General features: G+C 70.3%; 9 protein-coding genes. 5 read left to right on the top strand and 4 right to left on the bottom strand.

All coding sequences use genetic code 11. From position 1 onward, the window contains the following. Nucleotides 1–72: 72 nt before the first annotated feature. From WDJ58_RS01325 to WDJ58_RS01315, 3 genes are all read left to right on the top strand, one after another. Nucleotides 73–1,122: a two-component system sensor histidine kinase NtrB gene (locus WDJ58_RS01325; RefSeq protein ID WP_338915824.1), complete on the top strand. Its 1,050-nt coding sequence runs from the start codon at nucleotides 73–75 to the stop codon at nucleotides 1,120–1,122. A gap of 259 nt (nucleotides 1,123–1,381) precedes the next feature. Then, the gene (locus WDJ58_RS01320) at nucleotides 1,382–1,948 is read left to right on the top strand and encodes a hypothetical protein (protein WP_338915823.1); all 567 of its coding nucleotides are present in this window, start codon (nucleotides 1,382–1,384) and stop codon (nucleotides 1,946–1,948) included. A 164-nt stretch (nucleotides 1,949–2,112) separates the two neighbouring features. Beyond that, nucleotides 2,113–3,252 (top strand): site-2 protease family protein, encoded by a 1,140-nt coding sequence (locus tag WDJ58_RS01315; protein WP_338915822.1) that lies wholly within the window; start codon nucleotides 2,113–2,115, stop codon nucleotides 3,250–3,252. A gap of 17 nt (nucleotides 3,253–3,269) precedes the next feature. Here the strand turns inward: WDJ58_RS01315 and WDJ58_RS01310 are convergent, their stop codons facing one another. The 3 genes from WDJ58_RS01310 to WDJ58_RS01300 form a co-directional block, all read right to left on the bottom strand. Further along, on the bottom strand, nucleotides 3,270–4,931 hold the full coding sequence (locus tag WDJ58_RS01310) for an alpha-amylase family glycosyl hydrolase (RefSeq protein ID WP_338915821.1): 1,662 nt from the start codon (nucleotides 4,929–4,931) through the stop codon (nucleotides 3,270–3,272). Between the two features lie 476 nt (nucleotides 4,932–5,407). Beyond that, entirely contained in the window at nucleotides 5,408–8,881 is a 3,474-nt protein-coding gene (locus tag WDJ58_RS01305) for a PAS domain S-box protein (protein WP_338915820.1), read from the bottom strand. A 127-nt stretch (nucleotides 8,882–9,008) separates the two neighbouring features. Beyond that, entirely contained in the window at nucleotides 9,009–9,362 is a 354-nt protein-coding gene (locus tag WDJ58_RS01300) for a CHY zinc finger protein (protein ID WP_338915819.1), read from the bottom strand. 104 nt (nucleotides 9,363–9,466) lie between these two features. Between WDJ58_RS01300 and WDJ58_RS01295 the strand changes: the two genes are divergently transcribed. Then, nucleotides 9,467–9,904, top strand: a complete 438-nt coding sequence (locus tag WDJ58_RS01295; protein WP_338915818.1) for a rhodanese-like domain-containing protein — start codon at nucleotides 9,467–9,469, stop codon at nucleotides 9,902–9,904. Between the two features lie 50 nt (nucleotides 9,905–9,954). Here the strand turns inward: WDJ58_RS01295 and WDJ58_RS01290 are convergent, their stop codons facing one another. After that, nucleotides 9,955–11,007, bottom strand: a complete 1,053-nt coding sequence (locus tag WDJ58_RS01290; protein ID WP_338915817.1) for a beta-ribofuranosylaminobenzene 5'-phosphate synthase family protein — start codon at nucleotides 11,005–11,007, stop codon at nucleotides 9,955–9,957. Between the two features lie 116 nt (nucleotides 11,008–11,123). Between WDJ58_RS01290 and ilvD the strand changes: the two genes are divergently transcribed. Next, the gene (ilvD, locus tag WDJ58_RS01285; RefSeq protein ID WP_338915816.1) at nucleotides 11,124–12,887 is read left to right on the top strand and encodes a dihydroxy-acid dehydratase; all 1,764 of its coding nucleotides are present in this window, start codon (nucleotides 11,124–11,126) and stop codon (nucleotides 12,885–12,887) included. Nucleotides 12,888–12,921: the final 34 nt, after the last annotated feature.

The following is a 12,921-nucleotide window of genomic DNA, read 5'->3' as shown; positions in this document are numbered from 1 at the left end:
TCGGTCGGCCGGGGCCGTACGATTCGTGAGGCGAAGTTCGTGCTTATTACACCCGATGAGGAGTGGAAATACATGCAACCGCCCTCTCGTGAAATAACGGACGGAGGGACGGCGATCCGGACGGGAGCGCCGGCCGACGGCTATCGTCAGGTGGTCGAATCCACGAGCGGGTACGCCATCTTCGTGCTCTCGGGCGAGGGCCGCATCGACTCGTGGCCCGACACCGCGCGCGAACTGTACGGGTACGACGCCGAGGAGGTCCTCGGCGAGCCGTTCGACCGGCTGTGGGCAAAGCGCGACGGCTCCCCGGAGACCGTCGAGGGACTGCTCCACGAGGCCGGGGACGGTCCCATCGAGACCGAGCAGTGGCACGTCTGCGCCGACGGATCGGCGTTCTGGTCGACCTGCGCGCTCTCGCCGCTCACGCGAGGGGAACGCCACGGCTACACGGTAGTGAGCTACGACACGACCGCCAGGAAGCAGTACGAGCGGATGCTCGAACGACAGAACGATCGGCTCAAGGAGTTCACCGACATCCTCTCACACGACCTTCGAGCGCCGCTCAGCGTCGTCGGCGGGCGGCTCGATCTGTACCGGGACACCGGCGACGAGACGCATCTCTCGACCATCGAGGCCACGACCGACCGGATGGAGACGCTCATCGAGGACCTGCTCCGGGTCGCCCGCCAGGGGACGGTCGTTCAGAACCCCGTACCGACCGACATCGGGCCGCTCGTCCGGACCGCCGAGCGGGGGACGATCCCCGCGACGGTGACGCTCCGATACGATCCCGTCCCGAGGCTGATGGCCGACGGTGATCGGCTCTGCCAGCTGTTCGAGAACCTCTTCCGCAACGCCGTCGAACACGGCGGCGAGGACGTGGTGATCCGCGTGGGACCGATGGAGGACGGCTTCTTCGTCGAGGACGACGGCCCCGGCATCCCCGAGTCCATCCGGCCGGAGGTGTTCGACCACGGGTTCACGACCCGCCAGGAGGGATCGGGGTTCGGCCTCTCGGTCGTCCGGACCATCGTCGGTGCCCACGGCTGGGACGTCGCCGCGACCGGGTCGGCGTCCGGGGGCGCGCGGTTCGAGATAACGGGTGCCGGCGTTCTGGACTGAGGGAGGGTCCGACCGTCCGCGGACGCGACCACGGGACCGACTAGAGCGGCCGGCCCCGAGGTTCGGAGCGCCCGTGGGCTCGCTCGATCCCGGCGAACGAGCGCCAGTGACGGTTCGGACGTGGCGTCCCGTCGCGTGACGGCTCCCGGTGGATCGTGCGGCGTCGGACCCGCCCCGGACCTCCGGGGTGGTCGACGGTCCCCGCTCGTGAACCATCCGAACGTTCATACCGACAACAGGTCAACGAGATGTATAGACGATGAACTTCTGTAGCGAGCGCGAGTCGCTCCTCTCGCCGGCGAACGAGGGCGAGCGGTGCGTGGACTGCGGGGGGAGCCTCACCGACCGAGCGTCGGCACGCGAGGGCGGTGACGGTAGCGGCGGGGGGGCCACCACTGTCACCGCCACTACCGATCTCGAACGCCTGCCGACGACGGGCTCCGGTGCGGTCCGAAAGCGGGACGCGACGCGGTGGCTGGAGTCGCTCGACGAACCCACGCCTCGCGAGCTCCGACGGGCCGTCGTTCCCAAGCCCCAGGGGTTCTCGGGGAGCACCCATAGTAGCGTTTGGAAGTCTTTACGCACGGACGAGGGGGACGTCCCCGTCCGGCGTGTGTTATCGGTTCCAAACGCTACTATACGCGGCGGACGTCTCGAACGTCCGGTGACGGGTGACCCGGAGTTCGTCGAGACGGTCGCCGGGCTGTTCGGGCCGCTCCTGGGGATGGAGAACCACCGGACGCGCCTCGAGATCAACCTCCAGGAGACCGACGATCGCGACACGGGCGAGCCGACGGACAACTGTAGTAGCGTTTGGAACCGATGACACACGCCGGACGGGGCGGTCCCCCCGTCCGTGCGTAAAGACTTCCAAACGCTACTATACGCGCTGTATCTGCAGGTGGCCGACCGGAGCGGATAGCTCGATAGCGCGGCGACGGAGCGTTCGCGGGCGCTGGAGTTAACCCGACGTCGCCGGACGGTACTGGTATGCGGAGCTTCACAGTCGGCGAGATATGGGACATACCGATACGGATCAACACGTCGCTGCTGATCTTCCTGCCCGTCCTGGCGTGGCTCATCGGGAGCGGCGGACAGATCGAGGTGTACGCGGGGTGGATCGCGGGGTTAACCGGCGTGGGGTTCGACCTCACGGCGTTACGGGCTGGAGTGACCCCGTGGGTCATCGGCGTCACGGCCGCGGTCGGTCTGTTCGTGAGCGTGACGATCCACGAACTCGGCCACTCGTGGGTCGCGCTGCGATACGGACTGACCATCGAGTCGATCACGCTGTGGATCCTCGGGGGGATGGCCGCGCTCACGTCGATCCCGCGCGAGTGGGACCGCGAGTTCTGGATCGCCATCGCCGGACCGGTAACCAGCCTCCTCGTCGCCGCCGTCTGCTACGTGGGGCTGCTCGTCGTCCCCGCCTCGCTCGCGGTCCCGCGGTTCCTCTTCGGCTGGCTCGCAATCACGAACGTCACGCTCGCGGTGTTCAACCTCCTTCCGGCGTTCCCGATGGACGGGGGGCGGATCCTCCGGGCGCTGCTCGCCCGGGGACGGCCCTACGGGACCGCGACCCGCATCGCCGGCCGGATCGGCGTGATCTTCGCGTTCCTGTTCGCCATCGTCGGCGTGTTCACCTTCCAGATCATCCTCCTGCTGCTCGCCTTCTTCATCTACGGGGCGGCCACCACCGAGTCACGGACCGTCCTCCTCGACGAACTCCTCGAGGGGATCACGGTCGGCGACATCGCGACGCGGGATGTCACGGCCGTCCCGGCGGGGACGACCGTCGAGGAGCTCGGCTCGCGGATGCTCGCCGAGCGGCGAACGGTCTACATGGTCCTTGGCGAGGGGGGAAGCGTCGTCGGGGTGGTAACGCTCGACGACCTTCAGGCGGCCCGCAAGCGCGACCGTGGACCGGGGACCGTCGAGGCGATCGTGCGGGAGGTTCCCCGCGTTGGGGTCGACGCCGACGCGTTCGACACGCTGGCGGTACTGAACCAGTCCGGGAGTCAGAGCGCGCTCGTCGAGGAGGACGGGGCGGTCGTCGGCGTCCTCTCGCAGTCCGACTACTCCCGGGCGCTGACGTTCCAGCGGGGGTTCAGAAGCAGCCTCCCGGGCTGAGGCGGGTCGGTTCGAACTCACTCCCGGGCCGATCGGTCCCCGCGGAGCCAGACGTAGTCGCAGTTCTCCAGAAATAGCGTCGCGTCACCGTCCTGGACGTGATACTCTCCGGGACCGAGGACGTGCTCGGTCGCCTCGGCGGTCGAGTCGAACTCGACGACCACGCGGCGGTCTCCATCGGCGGTGTTGTGGGCCATCAGCAGGACGGTGTCGCCGTGGTGGAACCGGTGGGTGAACACCTCCCGGTGGCCGGACTCGAGGATGGAGAACTCCCCCTGCGTTATGCCCGGACAGCGTTTTCGGGCGTCGACGGCCGCCGTGACGCGGTTCATGAGCGAGCCGGGGTCCTCGCGCTGGTCGGCGACGTTTATCGCCCCGTAGCCGAACTCGGGGTCGTCGTTGACCGGGAGGAAGAGGTCCCCGGGGTCGGCGTCGGAGAACCCGCCGTTGGGCTCGTCGGCCCACTGCATCGGGGTCCGCGTGGCGGCCCGCTCGGGGAGCGAGAGGTCCGCGCCCATCCCGATCTCGTCGCCCGAGAGGAGGATCGGGGTTCCGGGAAGCGACAGCAGGAGGGCGTGTGCGAGCGCGACCCGGTCGTGGTCGCCGGCGTAGAGATCGGCGAGTCTGAGTCGATGGCCGCGGCCGAAGATCCAGGAGTCGGTCTCGCCCTCGCCCTGGCGGAAGTACTCCCGGCCGTAGTCCAGGGCCTCCCACGGCAGTTTGAGGAGGTTCCACTCGTCGTGGTTCCGGAGGAAGTTCGCCCACCAGACCGTCTCGGAGGGCTCGGGGAGCACCTCGAACATCCGGTGTATCGGCCAGGTATCCTTGACGCCGACGCCGTAGACGAGGTGGGAGTTGCCGACGAAGTTGAACAGCGCGTCGAACCCCTCGCCGTCGGCGAAGTAGTAGTCGAGGCGCTCGGGCTCGTCGTCGGCCTCCGCGAGCAGGACGGCGTCGTCCTTGACCGCCCGCGCGCGCCGCTTCATCTCCCTGAACAGCCACTGCGGGTCCTCGAGCGTGGTCGCGTCGTGGCCCTTCGGGAGGATCATGGGGTGGGCGGCGTCGATGCGGAACCCGTCGACGCCGTGGTCGAGCCAGAACTCGACGATCGAGAACATCTCCTCCTGCACCGCGGGGTTGGCGACGTTGAGATCCGGCTGGTGGCTGTAGAACTGGTGGAAGTAGTGCTTGCCCGCGACCTCGTCGTAGCTCCAGACGCCGTCCTCGTACTCGGGGAAGATGTTCCCGGTGTGGTAGGCCGAATCGACGTGGCTCGTCCAGAGGTAGTAGTCGTGGTACTCCGAGGAGGGATCCTCGCGGGCGCGCTGGAACCAGTAGTGCTCGGTCGAGGTGTGGTTGAGGACGAGGTCGGTGATGATCCGGATCCCGCGGTCGTGGGCCCGGTCGATGAAGTCGACGAACTCCTCCAGGGTGCCGAGGCGGTCGTCGACGTCGTAGTAGTCCGCGACGTCGTAGCCGTTGTCCCGGAGGGGGCTCGGGTAGAACGGCCGAACCCAGATACAGTCGGCACCGACCTCCTCGACGTGGTCGAGCCGATCGACGAGTCCCCCGAGGTCCCCCCAGCCGTCGCCGTCGGTGTCCTCGAACGTCTTCACGTCGAGCGTGTAGACGACGGCCTCCCGGTACCACTCCGGGCGTTCCTCCAGTGCACTCGTCATACGGAAACTCAACTACGCGGGCGTCAAGTCTCCTTCGAACCACGAGCGGAGGATGGGCGTGACTGTCACTCTCTACCGGTCCTCGCCGCGACGTTGGCGGGGCGACCGTGTATCGGCGGTGACACGTGCGCCGGGGCCGAACTACTCGCGAACGGAGGAGGGGATCGTCGGTGTCCGGTGGACGTGGGATCGCCGTGGGTCTCGGCTCGGCGACGGTCGTCCGCGATCGCGTCCGGCGTGTGAACTACGAACCCCGTACCGTCGAGAATGGGAGTGGGCTGTGTAGCCCATGATGCGTCGGGCACCGCGATGGGGGAGAGTGCGGTGGTACGGCGGTGTCGGCCGGTCCCGACGCGTCGGACGGTCCGTGGCCGCCCGTGCGGAGCTAACGGTCGGGGGGCAATCAGTCGATTCCCTATCCACGTCGGGCTAGTGAGCGTCACTCACTACGTGAGTAGGTGTGGGGTGCCGCCCGGTCATCCGAGCACGACGTCGAGCAGCTTCCGCTCGCCGGTACGGAGGTGGTACTGGAACGTCGGGGAGCTGACCCCCGCCCGGTCGGCCAGACCGGCGACGGTGGTCAGTCGCGGCCAGTCGTAGTACCCCGAGTAGTAGGCCCCGCTGATCGCCTCGTACTGCCGGTCGGTGCAGCGCTCGCGCAGGGCCGCCGAGACGGTCCGCGGGAGGTCGGGGGAGACCCGCTCCCGGCGCGCCTGGAGCGTCGTCCCGGGGTAGACGGCGTCGACCGCCTCGACGACGGTCCGGACCTCGGCGTCGGCCGGGATGTCGACGGTGATCGTCGCGTGATCGGCCGCGGCGACGACCGAGCGCAGCCGTCCGCCGGCGTCGCTGGCGATGGTCGTGATCCGACAGTGTGCCTTCCGGAGCTCGACGAGCGCGCCGTCGTCGTCCTCCGTGATCAGCGATACGCCCGAGATCCCCTCGCGCGTGCGGACCGCCTCGACCAGCGTCTCGCCGTCGACGGGCGAGGAGACGTACGAGATCACGCTCCCGTCGCTGGTCGGGACGCTCCCCTCCTGGGTGAGGGGTGCGCCGACGTCGGCCGCGACGCGACTGAAGGCGAGCTGCGGTCCGGGGATCTCCAGTTCGAGGGCGGTGCGGTGGTCGGGCGATCCGATCCCCGCCCGGTGGACGGTCCGCAGCGTCCGCCCGATGAGCCCGCCCAGCTCGGAGAGGACCTCCGCCTCGGCCGGCGGGAAAGTCCCCGCGTCGGTGCCGTGGACCACGAGCACGCCGTCGAGTCCGCCGGAGACGGTGACCGGGATGGCCGCCACCGACCGGTAGCCGTGGGCGAGCGCGTCGGGGCGAAGCGACTGCCAGTCCGGCGCGTCGAGGACGTCCGCCTGGATTCGGACCTCGCGGGTCGCGGCCGCCTCGGTCACCAGCGTCCCGAGCGGGGAGCCGGGGAGCCGGTCGCGGAGGGCGTCGAGGTACGCCTCGCCCGAGTCCCCGCCACCGACGACCGGCTCGACGGGGACGTCCCCGTCGGGTCTCACGCGGGCGAACCACGCCAGTTCGTAGGGATCGGCCTCGGCGAGCCAGTCGGCGACGGCGGCGCGGCCGGCCTCGCGGCTCCCCGCCGAGACCAGCGCCCGGTGGACCCCGCGGATGACGGCGTTGGTCCGGTCGAGCCGCGCGAGCTCCTCGTTGCGGGCGGTCAGTCGGCGCTCGCGGTCGCGGAGCGCCGACTCGACGGCCGCGCGGTCGAGCGCCGTCTCGACGTTGGCCGCCAGGAGACCCATCAGATCGGCCGTGTCCCGCGGGACGGGCTCCTCGCGCCCCCACCCGACGACGACCACCCCGTGTGTGCCCAGTGGGTGGACCAGCCCCGCGCCGAGCGGGTCCGTCCCCTCGCCGTCGTCCGCGGATCGGACGCTCACCGTCCCGGAGACGAACGCCTCCCAGACGGGGCCGTCAGCCAGCGTCGTCGGGAGGGATCCGTCCTCGTCGTCCCCGACGAGCGCGAGGTGTCCGCGCTCGCCGTCGAGGGTGTAGACGCCCGTGTTCGGCTCGTCGAACAGCGCGTCGATCGCTCCGGTGGCCGCCGCGACCACCTCCTCGGCACCCTCGGCCCGGATCATCCGACGGGTCCAGTCGTGGAGGTTCGCGAGCGCGCGCTCCCGCCGTCGCCGCTCGGTCACGTCCTGCTGGAAGCCGATGAAGTGGGTGACGCTCCCCGAGTCGTCCGCGACGGGGGTGAGCGTCAGCTGGTTCCAGAACGGCGTCCCGTCGGCCCGGTAGTTCAGCAGATCGACCGAGACGGATTCGCGGGCGTCGACCGCCCGGCGAACGGTCTCGACCGCCCCTGGATCCGTCTCGGGGCCGTAGAGGAGACACCAGCCCTCCCCGAGCACCTGCTCGCGGTCGTATCCGGTGAGCCGCTCGAACCCGCGGTTGACGTAGACGAACGGATCGCCCTCCCGGGTCACGTCGGCGATGGTGATCGAGAGGTCGGCCGCCTCCAGCACGCGGTCCTTCAGCCGGAGTTCGCGCTCGCGTTCGCGCCGGTCGGTGATGTCCCGCATCACCCCGGTCGTGCCACGGAGTCCCTCCGTGTCGGAGTCGGGGAGCGCGGCGTAGCGGAGCTCGATCGGCGTCCGATCGCCGTCGGGGGTTATCAGGTCGAACTCGTGCTGTCCGTGGGGGAGGTCCCCGGCGAGGATCGCCTCGCGCTCGTCGTCGGTCTCCTCGAGGATCGACTCGTCCATACAGACCGAGATGTGTTCCCCGAGCAGCGACTCGATCTCCCGACCGGTCATCTCGGCGAACGCCTCGTTGACCGCGAGGACGTTCCGGTCGGCGTCGAGGGCGTAGAGCCCGTCGGTCACCGCGTCGACCATCGCCCGCCGGAGTTCGAGTTCGCGCTCGCGCTCGCGGCGATCCCTGATGTCCCGCATGACGCCGGCGGTGCCGTAGAGCCCCTCCTCGGTCGGCAGCCCGGTGTATCGGTTCTCGACGGGGACCCGCTCGCCGTCCGGTCTGACGACGTCGAACTCCCACTCCCCGTAGGCCCGCTCGCCCTCCATGATGTCGCGGCGCACCTCGACGTTCTCCGCGATGGTCGACTCCTCGACGCAGACCGAGACGTGCTCGCCGAGGAGCGACTCCAGGTCCCGGCCGGCGAGCCGTGCGAACCCCTCGCTGGCGGCGATGACGTTCCGATCGCCGTCGAGGGCGTAGAGCCCGTCGGTCACCGTGTCGACCATCGCTCGCCACAGCTCGCGTTCGCGTCGACGCTCCCGGCGCTCCGTGGCGTCGCGGACCACCCCGGCGACCCCGGTGGAGGTACCGCCCGACTCGACGGGCGACAGGTCGATCTCGACGGGAACGCGCTCGCCGTCCGCTCGACGCAGTTCGACCTCGAAGCGGCCGTCGACGGCACGCTCGCCTTGCTCGAAGGCGGCCAGCCGGTCGCCGTCGTCGTCGCCGACGATCGCCCCGTCGAGCAGGTGCGAGACGGGCTCGCCGAGCAGTTCCCCGCGGGCGTAGCCCGTCAGTTCGGCGAGCGCGCCGTTGACGGCACGGATTCGGAGGTCGGTATCGAGCGCGAACACGCCGTCGCCGAGCGCCTCGAGGACGGCACGGGGGTCGCTCGTCGTCCCGTCGGCCGCGCCCACGCACCGTTCGAGGGCGCTCTCGGAGCCCGTCGCGACCGGCGGCGGGAGCTCCCCGTCTTCGATGGCCACCGGGCCGGCGTCGGTCCGAACCACGAGCGGTATCGCGGGGTGGCGCTCGCGGACGCGACGGGCGACCGCGGCCAGGCCGGCGTCGACGATCACGCAGTCCACGGACCCCTCCGCGATGGCTTCGAGCGCCCCCTCCGCGTCCCCCGCGCTCAGCACGTTCTCCGCCCCGCGAGCGCCGAGCGGCTCGGAGGTCCCGTTCCCCCCGACGTGGAGGACCGTCCCGGTCCCGTCGCTGAGGCTCATACCGACGCTACACCGCCGGAGGGTATAACCTGCCTCCCCGGTTCGGGAGGTCGCCGCGATCGTTCCGGGACCACCGACGCCGCCGGACAGGGTTCCGACGCCCGTCGGGGTGCACGTCGAGATCCGGTCAGCCCCGATCGAAGTAGCGGTCGTGGTGGGCCACGCATCCGGGGTTGAACGCGGCCCCGCAGGCCGGACACTCGTGGTCGCACTCCAGGTACGACCGGACCGTGAGGGCGGTCCCGCAGACCCCGCAGAGCACGCCCGGGTCGTCGAACTCCGCCTCGGGGATCGGTGTCGCGTCGTGGTCGGCCACGGCCGCGTGACACCGGAAACACGGGTAGTAGGTGTCACAGCAGCCGAACCGGATCGCGACGACGTCCCGTTCGCTCGCGTAGTGAGTACAGCGCGTCTCGGCGTCGAGGCCGACGCCGTGGACCTCGTGATCACCGACCGTCACCGTGGGTTCCCCGTCGGTCACTCGTCGATCGGTAACCGGGCCGGAGACAAGAACGCTCCGCCCCCGACCGTCACCGGCCTCCGCCGACGGTCAACGCTTAGGTGGCCTCCGCCCGTCGATCAGCCGTGACCCGAGACGAGAACACCGACTTCCGCCTCGACCGGACCGCGTGGGGGATGGTCGCGGAGGTCGACGAGACGGTCGAATCATTGACCGTCGCCGAACTCCGCGCCGAACTCGACGACGAGCGGACGGTCCTGGTGGACATCCGGGACATCCGCGAGGTGTGGATCGAGGGGTCGATACCGGACGCCGAGCACGCCCCGAGAGGGATGATCGAGTTCTGGGCGGACCCGGAGACGGACTACTACAAGCCGTTCTTCGACCCGGCGAACCGCTACGTGCTCTACTGCAACGAGGGTGGCCGGTCGGCGCTGGCGGCTGAGTCGCTCCGGGAGATGGGCTACCCGGACGTCGCCCACCTGGATGGGGGGTTTACGGCCTGGCAGGCGGCCGACGCCCCTACCGTGGACGTCCCGCAGAAGGACTACAAGGGTCGCTGAGCGTCGCGTCGGCGAAGGTGGCTATGGGTCGCGAGCGCACGGCTCGGCCCTCATACGGACGGTTCGACCTCGACCGTCGCGCCCGCGTTTCGTGGGCGAGCGAGGATCACTCGCCCGCTCCGATCGGCCGTATCGAGGGCCGCTTCGGCGGCCGTTCGTGCGTCCGCGGCGCGGTCGGCGTCCGTCAGCGCCCACACCGCCGGACCCCAGGAGGACTGCCCCGCGCCCGCGACGGCCGACGACCCCGAGAGGGCCTCGACGATCTTCCCTGCCGGTGGGCGGTAGACCCCGCCCTGGACGTCGGCGTACCACGCGCCGTTGAGCCGGCCGAACTCCGCGAGCGCCGCGCCGAACGGATCGAGCCGTCCCTCGACCGCCGCCGGGAGGAGCCGGTCGACGAGCAACGAGGCAAGCTCCTCGGCGAGCGACAGGTCCGCCCGCTCGACGACGCCGCGGATGCTCCGCTCCTCGTCCTCGCCGTGACGACCCGGATCGGCCTCGGGCAGGACCAGGCAGACGCGCCAGTCCTCGGGCAGGTCGTAGCGCGCGAGGACGGCCGGGACGGTCCACTCCCCGTCGGCGGGCGGGGCGGTCGTGAACCGCTCGGTGGGGTGGCCGGCGTCGGCGACGAACCCCCCGGACTCGAAGGTCGCGACGCCGACGCCCGAGCGTCCTCCGCGACCGAGCACGGGGGCGTGTTCGCGGGGCCGGGGATCGGCCCCGTTCGCCCGCGCGACTGCCGTGTACGTGGCGAGCGCGAGCTGTGTCCCGCTGCCGAGCCCGACGTGCCGGGGGAGACGTTCGGCGACCTCGACGCGGGCTCCCGGGAGACCGAGCAGGTCGCACGTCCGACGGGCGTACTCGGCGACTTCCCCGGCGATCTCGTCGGCGGTCGACGCGGCGTCGCCGGAGTCCCCCGACCGCGCGCCGGTCGCGTCGGCGGCGTCGGTGACGGTCACGGTCGAATCGGTCTCCGCGGTCACCGCCGCGCGCGGCTCGGCGAGCGCGAGACCGACGCCGCCGTAGAGCCGCCCGAGCGACAGCGAGAGGTTGCGGAAGCCGGCGTGGAGCCGGGCACCCGTCGTGACGGTGACGCGCGGCACGGTAGGCGGTGGGTGGGGGTCGCGCTTGTGGTTTTCGACCGGAAACGGCGGACGGATCGGGCAGTCGGGGGCGTCACTCCACGGGAGTTAAGCCCACCCACGACGAGGGCCCGCCTATGAGCCAGCAGCAGGAGCGATCCGGATCGGACGACGAGCAGGACGGGATCGGGAAACCCGAGAAGGCGGAGGGCCTGCGTTCGCGGGAGGTGACGGAGGGATACGAGCGCGCACCGCACAGAGCGATGTTCCGGGCGATGGGGTTCGACGACGAGGACCTCGCCTCGCCGATGGTTGGGGTCCCGAACCCGGCGGCGGACATCACGCCGTGTAACGTCCACCTCGACGACGTGGCCCAGGCGGCGATCGAGGGGATCGACGAGGCGGGCGGGATGCCGATCGAGTTCGGCACCGTGACGATCTCCGACGCGATCTCGATGGGAACCGAGGGGATGAAGACGTCGCTCATCTCCCGGGAACTCATCGCGGACTCGGTCGAACTCGTCTCGTTCGGCGAGCGGATGGACGCGCTGGTGACGGTCGCGGGCTGTGACAAGAACCTGCCGGGGATGATGATGGCCGCGATCCGCACGGACCTCCCCAGCGTGTTCCTCTACGGTGGCTCGATTATGCCCGGCGAGCACGATGGGCGGGACATCACCGTCCAGAACGTCTTCGAGGGCGTTGGAGCCGTGGCACACGGCGATATGAGTGAGGCGGAACTGGACGAGATGGAGCGTCACGCCTGCCCCGGTGCGGGTTCGTGTGGCGGGATGTTCACCGCCAACACGATGGCGAGCATCTCCGAAGCCATCGGGCTCGCGCCGCTCGGGAGCGCGAGCCCCCCCGCCGAGGACGAGGAGCGCTACGACGTGGCCCGCGAGGCGGGCGAGGTCGTCCTCGACTGCGTGAAGAACGACCGCAAGCCATCGGACGTCCTGTCGAAGGAGTCCTTCGAGAACGCCATCGCGGTCCAGGTCGCCCTCGGAGGCTCGACCAATGGCGTCCTCCACGTGCTGGCGATGGCGGCCGAGGCGGGCATCGACCTCGATATCGAGGAGTTCAACGAGATCAGCCGGCGGACGCCGAAGATCGCGAACCTCCAGCCCGGCGGCTCACGAGTGATGGAGGACCTGCACGAGCTCGGCGGGGTCCCGGTCGTGATCCGCCGGCTGCTCGAAGGGGGGTACGTCCACGGTGACGCGATGACCGTCACCGGTCGGACCATCGCCGAGGAGCTCGAGACGCTCGACCTCCCGTCGGACGAGGAGATCGAGGCGGACTTCCTCTACACGGTCGAGGAGCCGCTCCACGAGGAGGGGGCGATCAAGATCCTGACGGGGAACCTCGCCCCCGAGGGTGCGGTCCTCAAAGTGACCGGCGACGACAACTTCCACCACGAGGGTCCCGCCCGCGTCTTCGAGAACGAGGAGGACGCGATGGCGTACGTTCAGGAAGGGGAGATCGAGTCGGGTGACGTCATCGTGATCCGCAACGAGGGGCCCCAGGGTGGCCCGGGTATGCGCGAGATGCTCGGCGTCACCGCCGCGGTGGTCGGCGCGGGCCACGAGGACGACGTGGCGATGATCACCGACGGGCGGTTCTCGGGGGCCACCCGGGGACCGATGGTCGGCCACGCCGCCCCCGAGGCGTTCGTCGGCGGTCCCATCGCCGCCGTCGAGGACGGCGATACGGTGACTATCGACATCCCAGAGCGGGAGATATCGGTCGACCTCTCCGAGGGGGAGCTCGAGGAGCGCCTCGAAGACTGGGAACCGCCGGAACCGAACTACACGTCGGGCGTCCTCGCCAAGTACGGCATGGCGTTCGGGTCGGCGGCGAACGGCGCGGTGACCAACCCCGGGCTGACCCGGAACGAGTAGTCGGTCGGGGTCTCCTCCGCGTTCCTCCGGGACC

It is taken from the genome of Salinirubellus litoreus (assembly GCF_037335815.1).
Taxonomy (GTDB): domain Archaea; phylum Halobacteriota; class Halobacteria; order Halobacteriales; family Haloarculaceae; genus Salinirubellus; species Salinirubellus litoreus.
This window is presented reverse-complemented; position numbering and strand designations above follow the sequence as displayed.

What these genes read in the sequence shown, in the direction of transcription:
- WDJ58_RS01310 (WP_338915821.1), bottom strand. Translation starts at nt 4,931, where the DNA reads ATGACGAGTGCACTGGAGGAACGCCCGGAGTGGTACCGGGAGGCCGTC.
- WDJ58_RS01305 (WP_338915820.1), bottom strand. Translation starts at nt 8,881, where the DNA reads ATGAGCCTCAGCGACGGGACCGGGACGGTCCTCCACGTCGGGGGGAAC.
- WDJ58_RS01315 (WP_338915822.1), top strand. Translation starts at nt 2,113, where the DNA reads ATGCGGAGCTTCACAGTCGGCGAGATATGGGACATACCGATACGGATC.
- WDJ58_RS01325 (WP_338915824.1), top strand. Translation starts at nt 73, where the DNA reads ATGCAACCGCCCTCTCGTGAAATAACGGACGGAGGGACGGCGATCCGG.
- WDJ58_RS01320 (WP_338915823.1), top strand. Translation starts at nt 1,382, where the DNA reads ATGAACTTCTGTAGCGAGCGCGAGTCGCTCCTCTCGCCGGCGAACGAG.
- ilvD (WP_338915816.1), top strand. Translation starts at nt 11,124, where the DNA reads ATGAGCCAGCAGCAGGAGCGATCCGGATCGGACGACGAGCAGGACGGG.